At 45.3% G+C, this 16306-nt stretch carries 21 protein-coding genes; 10 read left to right on the forward strand and 11 right to left on the reverse strand.

The features are described from left to right. The first annotated feature begins 39 nt into the window (after positions 1 to 39). The 5 genes from ICV38_RS04820 to ICV38_RS04840 all read left to right on the forward strand — a co-directional run bounded on the left by ICV38_RS04820 (position 40) and on the right by ICV38_RS04840 (position 3713). Positions 40 to 822, forward strand: a complete 783-nt coding sequence (locus tag ICV38_RS04820) for an amino acid ABC transporter permease (protein ID WP_215382586.1) — start codon at positions 40 to 42, stop codon at positions 820 to 822. Positions 823 to 851: 29 nt separating this feature from the next. Then, on the forward strand, positions 852 to 1523 hold the full coding sequence (locus tag ICV38_RS04825) for an amino acid ABC transporter permease (RefSeq protein ID WP_215382762.1): 672 nt from the start codon (positions 852 to 854) through the stop codon (positions 1521 to 1523). Between the two features lie 28 nt (positions 1524 to 1551). Further along, a complete protein-coding gene (locus ICV38_RS04830; protein WP_215382587.1) occupies positions 1552 to 2286 on the forward strand; it encodes an amino acid ABC transporter ATP-binding protein in 735 nt (244 codons plus the stop codon). Between the two features lie 6 nt (positions 2287 to 2292). After that, the gene (locus tag ICV38_RS04835; protein WP_215382588.1) at positions 2293 to 2694 is read left to right on the forward strand and encodes a hypothetical protein; all 402 of its coding nucleotides are present in this window, start codon (positions 2293 to 2295) and stop codon (positions 2692 to 2694) included. Between the two features lie 125 nt (positions 2695 to 2819). Then, on the forward strand, positions 2820 to 3713 hold the full coding sequence (locus tag ICV38_RS04840; protein WP_215382589.1) for an alpha/beta fold hydrolase: 894 nt from the start codon (positions 2820 to 2822) through the stop codon (positions 3711 to 3713). A gap of 80 nt (positions 3714 to 3793) precedes the next feature. Here the strand turns inward: ICV38_RS04840 and ICV38_RS04845 are convergent, their stop codons facing one another. From ICV38_RS04845 to wrbA, 4 genes are all read right to left on the reverse strand, one after another. Further along, on the reverse strand, positions 3794 to 3979 hold the full coding sequence (locus tag ICV38_RS04845; RefSeq protein WP_087909997.1) for a hypothetical protein: 186 nt from the start codon (positions 3977 to 3979) through the stop codon (positions 3794 to 3796). Between the two features lie 97 nt (positions 3980 to 4076). After that, positions 4077 to 5492, reverse strand: coding sequence for an FAD-binding oxidoreductase (locus ICV38_RS04850; RefSeq protein ID WP_215382590.1), 1416 nt, complete (start codon positions 5490 to 5492; stop codon positions 4077 to 4079). After that, complete coding sequence (locus tag ICV38_RS04855) at positions 5489 to 5884, reverse strand: DUF2069 domain-containing protein (RefSeq protein ID WP_215382591.1); 396 nt, start codon at positions 5882 to 5884, stop codon at positions 5489 to 5491. Before ICV38_RS04855 ends, ICV38_RS04850 begins: the two co-directional genes overlap by 4 nt. Positions 5885 to 5889: 5 nt before the next feature. Then, positions 5890 to 6492: an NAD(P)H:quinone oxidoreductase gene (gene wrbA / locus ICV38_RS04860; RefSeq protein WP_215382592.1), complete on the reverse strand. Its 603-nt coding sequence runs from the start codon at positions 6490 to 6492 to the stop codon at positions 5890 to 5892. 22 nt (positions 6493 to 6514) lie between these two features. On the opposite strand from wrbA, the gene ICV38_RS04865 reads away from it, so the two are divergent. From ICV38_RS04865 to ICV38_RS04880, 4 genes are all read left to right on the forward strand, one after another. Beyond that, the gene (locus tag ICV38_RS04865; RefSeq protein WP_215382593.1) at positions 6515 to 7363 is read left to right on the forward strand and encodes a YhjD/YihY/BrkB family envelope integrity protein; all 849 of its coding nucleotides are present in this window, start codon (positions 6515 to 6517) and stop codon (positions 7361 to 7363) included. A 77-nt stretch (positions 7364 to 7440) separates the two neighbouring features. Next, positions 7441 to 7896, forward strand: a complete 456-nt coding sequence (locus tag ICV38_RS04870; protein ID WP_215382594.1) for a CBS domain-containing protein — start codon at positions 7441 to 7443, stop codon at positions 7894 to 7896. Positions 7897 to 7939: 43 nt separating this feature from the next. Beyond that, entirely contained in the window at positions 7940 to 9055 is a 1116-nt protein-coding gene (aroC, locus tag ICV38_RS04875) for a chorismate synthase (protein ID WP_215382595.1), read from the forward strand. Between the two features lie 13 nt (positions 9056 to 9068). Continuing rightward, complete coding sequence (locus ICV38_RS04880) at positions 9069 to 10232, forward strand: MFS transporter (RefSeq protein ID WP_215382596.1); 1164 nt, start codon at positions 9069 to 9071, stop codon at positions 10230 to 10232. Positions 10233 to 10242: 10 nt separating this feature from the next. On the opposite strand, the gene ICV38_RS04885 is transcribed toward ICV38_RS04880, so the two are convergent. Genes ICV38_RS04885 through ICV38_RS04905 form a run of 5 tightly spaced genes read right to left on the reverse strand, consistent with a single transcriptional unit; the run spans position 10243 to position 13865 of the window. After that, complete coding sequence (locus tag ICV38_RS04885) at positions 10243 to 11034, reverse strand: peptidylprolyl isomerase (RefSeq protein ID WP_215382597.1); 792 nt, start codon at positions 11032 to 11034, stop codon at positions 10243 to 10245. A gap of 46 nt (positions 11035 to 11080) precedes the next feature. Beyond that, a complete protein-coding gene (locus tag ICV38_RS04890) occupies positions 11081 to 11365 on the reverse strand; it encodes a BolA family transcriptional regulator (RefSeq protein WP_215382598.1) in 285 nt (94 codons plus the stop codon). Further along, positions 11362 to 11910, reverse strand: a complete 549-nt coding sequence (locus tag ICV38_RS04895; RefSeq protein ID WP_215382599.1) for a septation protein A — start codon at positions 11908 to 11910, stop codon at positions 11362 to 11364. The genes ICV38_RS04890 and ICV38_RS04895 overlap by 4 nt, the downstream gene beginning before the upstream one ends. A 44-nt stretch (positions 11911 to 11954) precedes the next feature. Further along, a complete protein-coding gene (msrB, locus tag ICV38_RS04900; protein ID WP_215382600.1) occupies positions 11955 to 12365 on the reverse strand; it encodes a peptide-methionine (R)-S-oxide reductase MsrB in 411 nt (136 codons plus the stop codon). A gap of 33 nt (positions 12366 to 12398) precedes the next feature. Beyond that, positions 12399 to 13865: a YdiU family protein gene (locus ICV38_RS04905; protein WP_215382601.1), complete on the reverse strand. Its 1467-nt coding sequence runs from the start codon at positions 13863 to 13865 to the stop codon at positions 12399 to 12401. 54 nt (positions 13866 to 13919) lie between these two features. On the opposite strand from ICV38_RS04905, the gene ICV38_RS04910 reads away from it, so the two are divergent. After that, positions 13920 to 14402 carry a PaaI family thioesterase gene (locus tag ICV38_RS04910; protein ID WP_215382602.1) on the forward strand — a complete coding sequence of 161 codons (483 nt, stop codon included), beginning with the start codon at positions 13920 to 13922 and terminating at the stop codon, positions 14400 to 14402. Positions 14403 to 14420: 18 nt separating this feature from the next. Here ICV38_RS04910 and ICV38_RS04915 read toward each other — a convergent pair whose 3' ends face one another. Both ICV38_RS04915 and ICV38_RS04920 read right to left on the reverse strand, forming a co-directional pair. After that, the gene (locus ICV38_RS04915; RefSeq protein WP_215382603.1) at positions 14421 to 15278 is read right to left on the reverse strand and encodes an NRDE family protein; all 858 of its coding nucleotides are present in this window, start codon (positions 15276 to 15278) and stop codon (positions 14421 to 14423) included. 23 nt (positions 15279 to 15301) lie between these two features. Next, complete coding sequence (locus ICV38_RS04920) at positions 15302 to 16297, reverse strand: folate-binding protein YgfZ (RefSeq protein WP_215382604.1); 996 nt, start codon at positions 16295 to 16297, stop codon at positions 15302 to 15304. Positions 16298 to 16306 lie beyond the last annotated feature (9 nt).

Here is a 16306-nt window from a genome sequence, read left to right on the forward strand (position 1 = left end):
TTCAGCTTTTAATAAGTCAATATCAATGCGATTGGATTTATGGATTTAGGAATCTTCTGTAAAAGTACGCTAGAGCAGGAAACAGTTGATCACTGTTTTTCTGCTCTATTCACTCTTGGAAAAAATCCGGACCCAAGTTACTTAGACTGGCTAATGAAAGCTTGGGGCTGGACTTTAGCGGTTGCTTGCCTAGGTTTAGTGATAGCTTTAACTCTTGGTGCAATCATGGGTACCTTACGTACCTTACCTACAGATACACCCTTGAATCGCTTTCTCATTCGCTTTTCTACTGCGTGGGTTGAGCTGTTCAGAAATATTCCAATCTTGGTTCAGGTCCTCCTTTGGTACCACGTAATCCCAGCGTTTATTCCTGCATTAAAAGCCTTCCCATCGTACTTGTTAGTCTCTATTGCTCTCGGATTCTTCACTTCTGCGCGTATCGCAGAGCAGGTGAGGGCGGGTATTCAATCTCTACCTTCTGGACAAAAAGCAGCGGCAACCGCATTAGGATTAACCACTTTTCAAAGCTATCGATACATTATCTTGCCAATGGCATTACGTATCGTTATTCCCCCTTTGACATCAGAGAGTATGAATCTCATCAAAAACTCATCGGTTGCGTTTGCGGTTTCTGTGCCAGAACTCACTTTATTTGCGATGCAGGCACAAGAAGAAACCTCTCACGGAGTTGAGATCTATCTAGCTGTAACACTGCTTTACGCTTTGTCAGCATTTGCAGTAAATCGCGTGATGGCGCACATTGAAAAGCGCTCTCGTATTCCAGGTTTCATCGTGGCCAATACAGAAGCGGCAGCGCACTAAATGAAACTGACTACTGATTTCATGGTGACATCATGCTGAGCCTAGACCTGAGTTTTTACAATTGGGATCTCTTCACCAACTATATTTTGAAGGGCTTGCTGTTTAGCCTTCAGCTCACCGTTATCGCAACTGTTGGTGGAATTGTCTTTGGTACCTTTTTAGCGCTGATGCGTCTATCAGGAAAACCAAGCTTGGCATACCCGGCAACAATTTATGTCAACACCATGCGCTCCATCCCCTTGGTGATGGTAATTTTGTGGTTCTTCTTGTTAATTCCGATGTTAATCGGCCGCCCGATTGGAGCAGACTTATCAGCCACGATTACCTTCATTGCTTTTGAAGGCGCCTTCTTCTCAGAGATCGTTCGTGCAGGCATTCAATCTGTACCAAAGGGACAGGGTTATGCGGCCCAAGCACTTGGTATGAAATATGGTCAAAACATGCGCTTTATTGTCTTACCGCAAGCCTTTAGAAACATGATTCCGGTGTTCATGACCCAAACCATCATCTTGTTTCAAGACACATCTTTGGTTTATGCCATTGGTGCATATGACCTTCTCAAAGGTTTTGAAATTGCAGGTAAAAACTTTGGTCGCCCCATTGAGACATATATCTTGGCAGCCTTTACCTATTTCATTATTTGCTTCTCACTATCAAAAATTGTGAGAAAAGTGCAATCCAAAGTAGCGATCATTCGCTAATTTTATTAATGTTTACTATTTCTAAATCATGATTGAACTTCAAAACGTTTCGAAGTGGTATGGCGACTTTCAGGTCCTGACTGATTGCACTACCTCCATCCAAAAAGGTGAGGTAGTTGTTATCTGCGGACCTTCTGGTTCAGGTAAGTCAACCTTGATCAAAACGATTAATGCCTTAGAGCCATTCCAGGCTGGTGAAATTACGGTTGACGGTATCCGCTTGCATGATCCAAAGACTAATCTTCCCAAACTCAGAGCAAGAGTAGGGATGGTATTTCAGCATTTTGAGCTCTTTCCACACCTAAGCATTACTGAAAACCTCACGCTGGCCCAAATGAAAGTGCTTGGGCGCTCTGCTGATGAAGCGAAGTCTCATGGTCTTAAGTATTTAGAGCGCGTCGGTTTGATGGCGCAAAAAGACAAGTTTCCAGGTCAACTATCTGGTGGTCAACAACAGCGTGTTGCTATTGCACGTGCTTTAAGTATGGACCCGATTGTGATGCTCTTTGATGAGCCAACCTCAGCACTCGATCCTGAAATGGTCGGCGAAGTTTTGGATGTGATGGTCAAACTTGCTAATGAAGGTATGACGATGTGCTGCGTCACACACGAAATGGGCTTTGCTCGTAAAGTTAGTAACCGCGTGATCTTTATGGATCAAGGCCGCATTCTCGAGGACTGTAGTAAAGATGAGTTCTTCGGCAATCCAGATGCCAGATCTCATCGCGCCAAAGACTTTCTATCTAAAATTCTGGCTCACTAAATTCCTATGCGTACTTATACCAAGCTATACATAGTTGCAATACTTGGTAGCCTCAGCCTCACAGCTTGCACTGTAGCCAAATTAGAAGCCAGGCTAGAAGCCAACCCGCAATGCAAGGATGTCATTAATCCAAAGACTGGTGCAGTCATGCCATGCCCTGGTACTGATAAATCATTCTATCGATCAGTGGGTCTAGAGCCTGCTAAAGCTAGCGTCCCAGCCGGAGCCCCTCAAGCTACCCCCACAGCGGGGGCGGTAATCGTAACTGATTCAGCACCAATCTCTAGCTCACCCTCTGCAGCATCACCAGGCAAAACTTATTCTCCGGGCGCAACAACGCCAGCTGATTGCAAGCCACAGCTTCACAAAAAAACTGGTGGCATGCTGCCATGCCCGACACCAGATTAATCTTCATACGCCAAGGATTGTATGCATCGCATCCATGATCACTTTAGCTATCTTGACTCTGGCAATCAGGGCTACCTGTCTGTAGCTGAACTTCAAGCAATAGCAGTTCGTTGAGCGAGACCTATATGGCAGTTTCTTTTTCGGGCTTTGAGCAAAAACTCATTACCGTTTCATCAGATGATGGTCCGATTGATATTGCATGTCACGTAGGCGGCTCTGGCCCAGCGCTATTGCTTTTGCATGGCTTTCCTCAAACTAAGGCCATTTGGCATCAGGTTGCCCCAGCGTTAGTCAAGCATTACACAGTAGTTGCTGCAGATTTACGAGGGTATGGCGCATCATCTAAGCCTCATGGCAAGTCTGACCATTCAACTTACTCAAAACGCTCTATGGCAGCCGACCAAGTTGCCCTCATGAAGGCTTTAGGTCATGAACAATTTTTTCTATTGGGTCATGATCGTGGCGGCAGGGTTTCACATCGCATGGCGATGGACTACCCAGCTAGCATTAAGAAGTTGATGGTCTTAGATATTTCTCCAACGCTGTGCATGTATGAAAACACGACAATGGAGTTTGCTAAAGGGTATTGGCATTGGTTCTTTTTAATCCAGCCAGAACCAGTCCCCGAAACCATGATTGGTGCTAATCCTGAATACTGGTTGAGGAATCATATGGGTCGTCATGCAGGTACTGGGATTTTTAGCCCAGATCGCTGGGCAGAGTACCTTGCTGGTGCTAGCCATTCCGAGGGCATACATGCCATGTGTGAGGATTATCGAGCGGCAGCGACCATTGACCTAGTGCATGACAGGGCAGATCGAGATTTAGGTAAGAAACTACAAATGCCCCTGCGCGTTCTTTGGGGTGAGCACGGATTAGTAAATAAGTGTTTTAAGCCTATTGAAGACTGGAAGAGGGTTGCCAATGAGGTTAGTGGCATGGCTGTGCCTTGTGGTCACTACATCCCTGAAGAACTCCCGGATAACGTGATCGAGGAGGCAAAGGCATTTTTCAACTAGTTTCTGAAGAAATCCATGCCTAGAAATACAAAAGACCTAAATAAATCAATTATTTAGGTCTTATTTTTAAAGTGCTTTACTTATTCTGGATGGAAGTTGTTGCTAGCCATGAAGCTGATGGTGCGCTCAAACCCAAGAATACGGATATAGCGCCAAGCGATATCGCGGTATTTGCTATCTAGGTAGCCAATAGCGACTTCAGGCGTCCTCTTGGACAAGTCGATTTCTTGAATTGCACGGGCCCAACGTTTCAGTCTTGTTGACATGTTTGTCACCTCCATGGGCATACAACGCCTCAGAAACTTGCCGAGATGACAGGAAATACAAAAAAATCTCAAAAAACTAAAGAAAATGTCAAATATCTTAGATAGAGACAACTTTATCGGGATTGAGGATATTTTGGGGGTCTAGAGCCCTTTTTATGGTTTTCATAAGCTCGTGGGCAACTTCACCCTTATGAGCCCTCAAACCCTCTAATTTGAGCTGTCCTACGCCGTGCTCGGCAGATATAGAGCCATGGCATCGTTCAACTTGGGCATAAACCAGTTCATGAATAGGTTTTTCATTCGCCAAGTTAAAGGCTTTGTGATCAACCCCCACTGGTGGAGCGATGTTGTAGTGCAAGTTACCATCGCCGAGGTGGCCAAAATTAATGATTCGAACCCCTGGATATTGAGCCCTTACCAAGGCATCAGTTTCTTTGATGAAGCTCTCTAAGGCTGAGAGAGGGATGGTAATGTCATGCTTTAGGTTGGCGCCTTCCTCAGCCTGCGCGAGGGTGATGTGCTCACGCATATGCCAAAAAGTATTCGCTTGCGCCAAGTTATTGGCAATGACTGCATCGGTGATTAAACCTGCTTCAAAAGCATCTTCCAGAATCGTTTCCAGAAGTTGTCTTACGTGCGCTTCACTTTCATGATCTGATAACTCAATCAAGACGGTGTAGGGTGGATTACCTTTTAAGGGGTTGGCCATTTGCGGAAAATGCTTTTCATTAAGCTCTAAGGATTCTTGGGTCATCATCTCAAAGCCTGTGAGCAATGAAGTGGCACGCTTCTGAAACAAGTTCAGCAGGGCAATGGTATAGGCAACGCTATTGGCTGCAACTAGCGTTGTCCATTGAGAAATCGGCAAAGGATAAAGCTTCATGACGGCAGCCGTAATGATTCCTAATGTGCCCTCAGAGCCAATAAAGAGGTCCCGTAAATCGTAACCAGTATTGTCTTTACGTAACCCCTTTAAGCCATTCCAAATCTCGCCCTTTGCGGTCACCACTTCAAGACCAAGGCAAAGATCCCTAGTATTGCCATAGCGCAATACATTGGTACCGCCTGCATTAGTTGCTAAGTTACCACCTATCATGCAGCTACCCTCCGCACCTAGACTTAATGGAAATAAAAAGTCTTGTGCAGCAGCCCTTTCTTGGATGGCTTGCAAAATGCAGCCAGCTTCAACGGTGATGGTTTGGTTGGCAACATCAATTTCACGGATAGTGTTCATGCGCTTCAGATTGAGAACAATCTGTTTGCCACTGTCATCTGGAGTGGCGCCACCACAAAAACCGGTGTGACCACCCTGGGGTACCACGGCAATTTGATTGCTAGCGCAAAGCTGCACTATTTGAGCAACTTCATGAGCTGTTCTTGGCAAGACAACTGCTAGGGCTTTACCGGTATAGCGTTTGCGCCAGTCGGTGAGATAGGGTTCTGTATCTGCATCCTCGACCAGAATATATTTTTCCTCAATGACTTGCTGTAATTGTTCAAGAAAAGATTTCATTGCGGATGGGTATGTAATTTTTGCTTAGCTAAAGCTTTGGCCTCTTTTTTGATAGGCTTGAGATACATCAGCAGACACACAAAGCCGATCGTTGCCAAAATTGTCTCGAGCAGCGCCATCCAAAAGTTAGTACCAGTTTCTAGAATACGCACCAAGCCTTCAGTGATGTAGAGCAATATCAACATTGACGCCCACTGCATAGTGTAGACCTTACCTTTCCAAATACCGGGAATCGCAAACAGTAGTGGCACGCCCTTAAGGATGAGCCAAGAGCCGCCTGGGCGCAAAGGGGAGATAAACCATTCCCAGGCAACACAGAGAATAAACAGATCTATAAAAGCGGCTGTAGCAACTACTAGATAGGGATTCTTATCGAGAATCTTTTTGTACATATGGATCATGCCATGATGAGCTTTAATGCTGTTTCAGCAAGTCGTTTACCTTGTGCTTTGGCAAGGCGTTGCTCTTCGGCGCTGATAGGAGCTCTACCGTCAGCATGCGCAAGATGGGTTACGCCGTATGGGCTGCCACCTGTGGAAGATGACATGAGATCTGGTTCGCTATAGGGCAGGCCAACAATCATCATGCCGTGATGAAGCAGAGGAATCATCATCGTGAGTAGCGTACTTTCTTGACCGCCATGCATGCTGCCAGTACTGGTAAATACACATGCAGGTTTCCCAATCAAGGCGCCACTGAGCCACTGAGATGAACTGCCATCCCAAAAATATTTCATTGGTGCGGCCATATTGCCAAACCGAGTAGGGGAGCCCAAAGCCAAGCCAATACATTCCTGTAGATCTGAGTACTCTACATAGGGTGCGCCTTCAGAAGGAACGGCTGGTTCACTAGATTCACATACCGTAGATACTGCAGGAACAGTTCTTAGACGGGCATTGACTCCGGGGACGCTCTCAATTCCCTCGGCAATTAGACGTGCCAAATCCCTAGTTGCACCATAACGGGAGTAGTACAAAACTAAAATATAGTGTTGGCTCATATTCTTCTCTTATGATACGGCGATGCGCCTATTTCGTAACCCCCAATTATGGCTCTCTCTGGCTAAAGAGATCTGGGAGGGCAACCGCGACCAAAAATTGAATCAAATTGCGGCCAGTTTGGCTTACACAACGATTCTGTCCTTGGTTCCCATGGTCACAATTGCGACCATTCTCATTGGCTACCTACCGAGGGTTATTCAGGTAAAAAATGCTTTCAGGTCTTGGCTTCTAGAAACCTACATGCCTGGCGGCATCAATCAACAAGTTTTTATTTACCTTGATCAATTCTCATCACAAGCTCGGGGTTTAACACTCTTAGGTTTGGCAGGATTGTTTGTAACGGCGATCATGACTTTATCGGTTATTGAGGGTGCTTTTAATCAGATCTTCAAAGTAAAGCAGAGTAGACCTTTTTATAAAAAATTGGTGATATACACATCGGCTACATTTTTGGGTCCAGTTTTACTGGGTGTAGGTATATATCTGAGTGGCGTCTTATTTAGTGCATCCGAAGGATGGACTGAAGCCATTTCATTTGGCTTTAGAGTCATTGCAACAGTAGCACCCATTCTTCTTGCGGTTCTTGTTTATACCGTGGTGTACAAGATCTTGCCGTATTCACAAATACTCTGGAAGGATGCCTTTTCTGGGGCTTTCTTTGCCGCTCTCAGTTTCGAATTGATGAAATTTGGTTTCGCCATATTTTTGACCCATACAGCGTTCTACAAGACGGTCTATGGCGCATTTGCAATCTTCCCCCTGGCCTTACTGTGGGTCTACCTGACTTGGTGGATTACGCTGGCGGGCGCCGTCCTGGTGGCCAATCTTCCAAGCATCCGCACCGGCGTCATTAGGGTTATTCGTTACTAAAACCTGCTTCTAGGCACTTGATTCAAGGGTTGCTTGGGTCTATATTGAAGCTATAAATTCATTGTTTTGGAGACCAAATGAAAGTTCGTGACATTTTGCGCGTGAAGGGCAGCACTTTATTTACTGTTGCCCCTGAGACTGCATTGCAGACTGCCGTGTTAGTGATGAGCGAACATGATATTGGTTCTCTAGTTGTAATGGAATATGACAAGCTCGTTGGAATTCTCACTTTTCGTGAAGTGATTTCTGCGCTAGCCAAACATCACGGCAAGTTAGACGGCTTGCAAGTCCAATCAGTGATGAACCAAAAACCATTGACTTGCAATATGGAAACTGAAATTGACGAAGTGCGTCGCATGATGCTCGTCGACCATGCTCGTTATCTCCCAGTCGTTGATCAAAAGATGTTGATGGGCGTGATCTCTTTCTACGATGTCGCTAAATCTGTTGTAGAAGCGCAAGACTTTGAGAACACCATGCTCAAGGCCTACATTCGTGATTGGCCTGAAGAATCCGAAAAGACTGCAAACTAAGCTTTTCCAGCCCAATATTGCTGACAAATGACATAATGTCGATATGTCAGGAAATACTTTAGGCCTTCTTTTTACTGTTACCACTTTTGGTGAATCACACGGTCCGGCAATCGGAGTCGTAGTTGATGGTTGCCCACCAGGCATGCTCCTGAGCGAAGCAGACCTTCAAACAGATCTCGATCGACGCAAGCCAGGCACCTCACGCCACGTTACTCAACGCAAAGAAGATGACAGGGTTGAAATCCTCTCGGGTGTTTTTGAGGGCAAGACCACTGGCGCACCAATTGGCCTATTAATTCGCAATACTGATCAACGCAGCCAAGACTACGGCGATATTCTGCAAACATTCCGCCCTGGTCATGCGGATTACGCTTATCACCATAAATATGGTTTGCGTGATCCACGTGGTGGAGGCCGTTCTTCTGCGCGACTAACTGCTCCTGTTGTGGCTGCAGCAGCAATTGCAAAAAAATGGCTTAAGCAACAATATGGCACTGAGTTTTATGGCTACATGAGTCAGCTTGGTGAAATTGAGATTCCGTTTGTAGATGCATCTCACATTGAACAAAATCCATTCTTTGCGGCGAATGCGCAAATCATTCCGCAATTAGAAAGTTACATGGATGAGCTGCGTAAAGCAGGGGACTCTTGCGGAGCCAAAATTGAAGTGCGTGCTCAAAATGTTCCTTTTGGTCTTGGCGAGCCGCTATTCGATAAGTTAGATGCGGATATTGCGCACGCCATGATGGGTATTAATGCTGTTAAAGGCGTTGAGATCGGCGCAGGCTTTGAATCTGTCTCCCAACGTGGCAGCGAGCATGGTGATGAGCTGTTCCCCGATGGTTTTGCAACAAATCATTCTGGCGGCACTCTGGGTGGCATTAGCACCGGACAAGATCTTCGTGTCTCCATTGCGATCAAGCCTACTTCTAGCATCATGAGCCCGAAACAGTCTATTGATCTGAGTGGTAAACCGATTACCGTGCAAACCAAAGGTCGTCACGATCCTTGTGTTGGTATTCGTGCAACTCCAATAGCAGAGGCAATGTTGGCATTAGTGTTGATGGATCATGCACTGCGTCATCGCGCACAATGCGCAGATGTCAAAGTAGATGTATCGCGGATTCCAGCGGCACGTCTCGGTTCCGCGCGCGATTAAACAGAAGAGCTAGATGACGCCTGTGCTTCGCTGGGCCTTCGGGTCCTTTTTCTTTTTATATTTTGCTTATGTTGGCTTAGTTTCACCGTACGCAAGTTTATTCTTTTTAGAGCGCGGCTTTAATGTCATTGAGATTGCAGTACTCATGTCCATGCTGCAAATTACGCGCATTGTTGGACCCTTTAGCTGGGGTTGGCTCTCAGATTATTTATCCAATCGCATTGGCATCATTAGGGTCTGCGCCTGTCTTGCTGCTTTGGTCTTTCTATGCATCTTTTTCTTACATAGTTACATCAGTTTTTTTATTTGGATGTTTGTATTGCACACCATTCTCAGCAGCCAGATGCCTTTGGGTGAGACTGCGACTATTCACGCTTTATATAAAGACAATTCTTTTGATAAGCGCTATGGCCGATTGAGACTGTGGGGTTCTATAGGCTTTATTACAATGGTACTAGTAGCCGGTGAACTATTCCAACGCAAGGGCATTGAGCTCTACCCCTATGTGGGCGTTGTAGTGCTCTCTGCTTTGGCCTTAATGACTTTTTGCCTGCATGAACCCAAGATGGAACGTCGCAAAATGGTTAAGGGTGAACTACTTGCTGTCTTATTAAATCCTGATGTGCGCTGGTTTTTGGTTTCTGGCTTTTTTATGATCTTTGCGCATGCCTCCTTATATGTCTTCTATTCACTCTATTTGGCTGACCTGGGCTATGACAAATTTCAGATCGGACTCTTTTGGGCATTAGGAGTTGCTGCGGAAGTTCTATTCTTTTACTTCCAAAATAAAGTATTAGGCCGATTAGATGCTGAAGTGGTGCTACAAGGCGCCTTTGGCATCGGCGTAATCAGGTTTATTTTGATTGCATTCATGCCTATTACGTCTGTGCTGATTCTGGCGCAACTCATGCATGCTGCAACGTTTGCCGCGCATCACAGTGCAGCGACTAAATTATTACAACGATGGTTTACGGGACCTCTACAGGCAAGGGGGCAAGCCATCATGGCAACAGTATCGTATGGTTTAGGTGGAACTATTGGAGGCTTATGTGCTGGTTGGATTTGGGATTTATCGCAACCAAGAGATGTATTCGTGATGTCCGCATTTGCTTGCGGACTGGCGGGTATGGCGATTCAAAAGATGAGACCTCGCCACTACCCAGCCAGAAAAGATTAATTCACTATGATTACTGAATTTTTGCTTTAGCGCGTAACTTTTGCATCATTTCTGAAAACTTCGCCTTTTGCCAATTTTGATCTGAAGCAATCATTTGTTTGAGTTGGGCTTTGAGTTCATCAAAGCTGGGCGCCTTCATATCACGAGAATCCATCATCTTAATAACGTGCCAACCAAACTGAGATTTCACTGGTTTGTCGGTAACTTGACCTGGCTTGAGTTGCACCATCGCTTTAGAAAACTCGGGCACTAAAGACTTTTCGGTAACCCAGCCCAAATCACCACCACTTGGGGCAGAGCCAGGATCTTTTGATTTTGCTTTAGCAATCTCTTCAAAATTACTGCCAGCCTTCAATTGAGCAATGATGGCTTTAGCGTCAGATTCCTTCTCAACCAGAATATGCTCAACATGGTATTCCTTGCCGGTGTATTGGGCTTTAACAGACTCATAAGCTACTTTTAGTTCTGCTTCTGTGACACCTTCTTTTTCAACATAATCTTCGAAAACAGCCGCAACCAAAATACCCACACGGGATTGTTCTAGCTGTTCACGTACGGATTCCTTTTGAGTCACGCCACGCTTATCAGCTTCTTGCAGGATCAGTTCTTTAGTAACAAGCATCTCGCGAGCTTGATCCCGCACTTGAGGGTTGTCTGGCTGACCAGATTTTTGAACTAGCCTATCTAGCTGTGCCTTAGGAATAGCTTTGCCATTCACAATCACTGCGTTTTGAGCAAAGGTTGGCGCTGAAATAAGGATAGAAGCAATGCCCACGAAAATAAGATGACGGGTTTTTAACATGATCGCAATCGATTAAAAGTAATGAACTTCTAGAGTGTAAAGCAGGCTATAAGCCCGCCTCCCCAGGAGTTAGGGCAGAAATCGTTAAAGCATGAATTTCCTTAGGAATATGGCGATTTAGAGCGGCATAAATTGCTCGATGACGGGCTACAGAGTTCATCCCCTCAAACTCGGGGGCAATAATGCTTAGCTTAAAGTGGCCGCCGCCACTTGCAGCCCCTGCATGACCGGCATGTAGGTGACTTTCATCTTCTATCAAGAGTTTTTTGATAGAAAAGGCTTTATTTAAGTCTTCTTGAAACAGTGCAATACGCTCTTGATTGATGCTCATTCCTGCGGATGCTCCATATGCCTAGACAACCAAATACCTTGAATAATCACAAATGCAATCAACAATCCTGTGCTGCCAAAGAGCTTAAAGTTCACCCAGGTCTCTTCGGAATATTCAAAAGCGATATAAAGATTGAGGGCGCCCATGAAGAAAAAGAATCCTGCCCAGGCAAAATTGAGCTGACGCCATACAGAGTGTGAATGCTCGGCTTTGAGGGTAACTTGTTTACCCATCAGAACCTGAATCCAATTTTTATTAAAGAACTGTGCACTAATTAGTAGAGCACCAGAGAAAAGCCAATAAAGTGCGGTTGGCTTTAGCTGAATAAATGTTTTGTCATGCAAGAAGATGGTTAGGCTACCGAAGACCACAATCATGGCCAAGCTCACCCATTGCATCGCATCAATCTTGCGGTGACGGTAATAGACCCACAAGATTTGGCCAATTGTCGCAACCATTGCCACAATAGTCGCCGTGTAGATATCGCCAAGCTTGAAGGCGATAAAGAACAAAATAATAGGGAAGAGATCAAATAGAAATTTCATAAAAGGATTATCCAACTATTTCTCATGGTCACAGAAAGCGGTAATCAACCCTTTTGGTTTAGCTGGGCATTGTTGCTAGGCTCAAAGCTCAGTGAGGCAGAGTTGATGCAGTAGCGCAACCCTGTCGGCATTGGTCCATCATCAAATACATGCCCCAAGTGAGCATCGCAATTAGCGCAGCGCACCTCAGTACGAATCATTCCGTGTGAAGTATCTTTGATTTCTTTGATGGTGGACTCATTTTCAGGGGCGTTATAACTTGGCCAACCACATCCCGCATCGAATTTTGTCTCAGATAAGAAAAGGGGGGTGCCACAACAAACGCAAGAGTAACGGCCCTTATCCCAGTGATCCCAGAATTTTCCAGAAAAAGGATGTTCAGTCGCCGCTTCTCGAGTAACTCGGTATTCAATATCAGTGAGTGTTTGTTTATATTCTTCGTCTGTTTTTTTCATATTTGCTCCACAGTATGTATTTAGACTCGATCTTTAAGATGAGCAACTCACCTCTACCTTTTCAAAATCTGGTGGAGGAGGTATAGCATATTGCTCATGTGCCGACTGCTCATCATAGGGCTTACTCAGTATTTCCAGAAGTGTATTAATTTCTGAGAAATCATGTTGCTTAGCTTTATCGATAGCAACTTGTGCCAAATGATTGCGCAAAATGTATTTAGGATTTATCAAGTCCATGGCCATTTTTCTAGAGCGATCTTGGCTAGACTCTTCTTTAAGCCGAATGAGGTAGTCTGTAAACCACTGATCAATACTATCGCGATCCACAAAGTGTTCTCGCAGACTAATCTGTTGGACAATTTGATCTTGACGAACAGCGCCCAGTTGCCTAAAAAAGTGGGTGAAATCGACCTTGGAATCGTGCATTGCCTGCAATAAGCGTTCGATCAATCGAATATCACCTTCTTTTTCGCTTGTAAAACCCAGCTTTTGCCTAAAAAGAGATTGCCAAGCCTTGGCATAGGTTATGGGAAAAGTCTCTAATGCTTCGCGCAATAAAGACTGTGCCTTCTGTTCATCATGCGTTAGCTCTAGAAGTGGCAAAAAGCCGCTGGCAAGACAAGCCATATTCCAGTGCATGATTTGTGGCTGACGATGATATGCATATCGACCTCCTTGATCACTGTGATTGCAAATATGGTCAATCTCAAACTGATCTAGGAATCCAAAGGGACCATAGTCCATCGTTAGACCCAATACGCTGATGTTGTCACTATTGAGAACTCCATGACAAAAGCCAACGGCTTGCCATTGAGCTACTAAAATGGCGTTGCGCTCACAAATACGTTTGAATAATTCTAAATAAGGCTCTGCATCACTCTGGCACTCTGGGTAATAATCCTTAATTAATATGTCCGACAGCTCCTTGATTCGAACTACGTTTTGTAACGATGCATAGTGTTCAAAATGACCAACACGAAGAAAGCTAGGTGCTAGCCGCGTACAAACAGCGGCAGTTTCGATAGTTTCTCGTCTTACAGGAAGCTCGGAGCCAACAATGGCGAGTGCTCGTGTCGTTGGAATACCCAAGGCATGCATTGCTTCACTACATAAGAACTCTCGTATGGAAGAGCGCAGGACAGCGCGACCATCACCCATGCGGGAATACATCGTTTTTCCTGCGCCTTTCAATTGCAACTCTTGACCATTCATCTCGCCAAGCAAAATTGCTCTGCCATCACCCAATTGACCTGCCCACACACCAAATTGATGGCCGCTGTATGCAGTGGAAATTGGTTTGTGGAATTGCTGTTGATTGGTAGTCAACGAATTTCCCGCCAAGACTTCTAACCAGGCAGGATCGGATGGTAATCCATCGCTATTGAGCTCTAATCCAATGAGCTTCGCAGCGGCAGGAGAAAATGCCACCCAATAAGGATTGGGAATTGGGCTAGGGTGGGTTATCTGACAGGCGTCATCGCCGCTTAAGGTAAAGGCCATCAGACTATTCTAGGTGTATTCCCAAAATGGTGCTGAAGCCTCTAAAATTGAAATATGAACAAACAAGTCCAAATTAATCCGCAAACTCAATTAGCCAATTTAGGCGAGGAATTAAATGTTCCCTTTCTAAAACTCTTAGGTGTTCGCTTCCTGAGCGCAGAGATGGGCAAAGGGGAAATTCTTCTCGCAATCAAGCCTGAACATACCAATACTTGGGCAGTTGCACACGGCGGTGTTTTGTTGACTTTGATGGACGTGGCAATGGCTGTAGCTGCACGTTCGGGCGACCCCAGCGACCGCAGCGTAGTCACGATTGAGTTAAAAAACAACTTTATGCAAGCTGCTAATGGTGTATTGCGCGTTAAGGCAGATACCGTTCGCAGAACCGCGACAATGGCTTTTTGTGAGGCCAAACTCTACAACGATCAAGGTGAAGTATGTTGCATGGCGACAGGAACCTTTCAGTTCATTAAGCGCCTGCCGACCCGAGATGCAAAAGGGGACCGTGTTGTGAACGAAGATCTTCGTTCAGACTAACTCAAGTTACCTGCGTTTTTAAACAGACAGGTTTGATCCTGGCGCAGTACTTAGTGCGCCCGTAATGACGTCGTGGCCAACGGTACCGCTTGCATCAAAACGTCGCTCCACCATTTCAAATTGACCATCTTTACGCACCCTGAGCACTGTGCTGGAACGGGTGCCGTAAGAGGGGGTCTTAATAAATGCAGGGGAGAGCGCTTTTTCCCACTCTTTGCTAACTCCCGTGCTAGGCAATTCATGATCGCTGGCATGGTGGGTATCGGCCAAAACTTTAAGATATTGGTCCGCGCTCTTGAGTTGACCATGATCCATTGCTAATACCTGAGCAAAGGCGGCAACCCGATGATTTACCTTGGGCCATGGGGTATCAAGCATGGCATTGGATAACCCGTATACACCTGGTGACAGGGGCTGATGCGGAAACACTTTACGAGGGCGGATATTTTGACCCATCAAGATCCGATTACTCACCCAGTGCATCTCCGCATTTGCAGGATCGCTAAGGTCTGCCATTAATAAATTAAAGCCGTTGTAGTGAGAAAAGCGCTTCGAGTTTTCTTCAACAAATGAAGTTGGCTTATCTTTGCTTGTTAAATACATCAAAGATAATTCGCCGCGAGTTCTGGCATCTGGATTTTTTTCGCTTGGCGCACGAACGTTTGTAAGGGCGGCAAACTTTCCTGTTTTGGTAAAACCTAACCAAGTACCAGGGCTACCCAAAACATCTGCGCGATCTCTGCCCGCCAAGACATGAGGATGCTCTGGCCAATAAGCGAGACCTTCGGTATCACGCTCATAAAACTCATCGCGATTAGCTGCAACGACTAATGAATAGTCGGGATGCGAATTCCATGCGAAGAGAATGAGGCACATAAAGGAGGGTAGTTATTCTGGATTTAGATTTCGATTAAAGGGTAGGGCAATGCGTCTATTTTTAACACAGGTCCTTGAGCACTTCCTAACCGAATTTCACCCTTTTCTAGCGCTTCCAACTTGCATTCCACCTGTAAATCCAGCCGATTTAAGTCTTGTGCGCTTGGGGACGATAAAACCACCATTCCAGCTGGTTGACTCGGGTCCAAGCTATGAAATAACTCTGTTCCTGGACCAAAGAGGCCTAGATCAGCGGCTCTATCGGTATGAGCTAAAAAAAGACGTCTTTTAATTACGCCGCGATATTGGCTGCGAGCGACAATTTCTTGACCTGGATAACATCCTTTTTTGAAATCCACTCCGGCAACAGATTCAAAATTAATCATTTGCGGAACAAACTGTTCTTGCGTTGCCAGCACGATTCGGGGAATGGCGCTTTGAACTTCCAAATCATTCCATGTATTGATCATGGAATGATCTTCAGTTGGTACCGCGTTCTCTTGAGCAACCAAGATGCGACCGTAAGATTGACTGTTTACAAAAACATCCGGTAAACGCAGCCCAATCGCAGAGTCATTTATTTCAAATTCTGCAATCTCACTGCTTGCAGAAAAATACCCCGAGATGGTCATTTGATTAGATACATCCGTTATCTTGACTTTAGATCGCAATACAAACATCGCTAATCGTTTAGCAATACTCGCCGCAATATCTTTAGAGATAAATAAAGCAAAGCGATCGTCTGATGATTCACTTACTGGAACTAAAGTGATCCACGCACTTGCGAGTAATCTCCCTTTAGGACTGCAATATCCAACTAGTCTGGTGGCTGCATAGCTTTCTGCGATTTGAGGCGAAAAGGTACGACGCAGCCCTAAAACTGAATTCGTGAGTTGATTCTGTAAAAAGCTTGCGGCATCTGACCCCTCTACCAATATCAACCCCCATTGAGGTAGGGGGGATAGGCCAGAGGAGGGGATTTCCCCTTGATTATGTGTATTTTGGCTAATGTTGGTCATCTCCCTTTT

It is taken from the genome of Polynucleobacter sp. MG-6-Vaara-E2 (genome assembly GCF_018687695.1).
Taxonomy (GTDB): Bacteria; Pseudomonadota; Gammaproteobacteria; order Burkholderiales; family Burkholderiaceae; genus Polynucleobacter.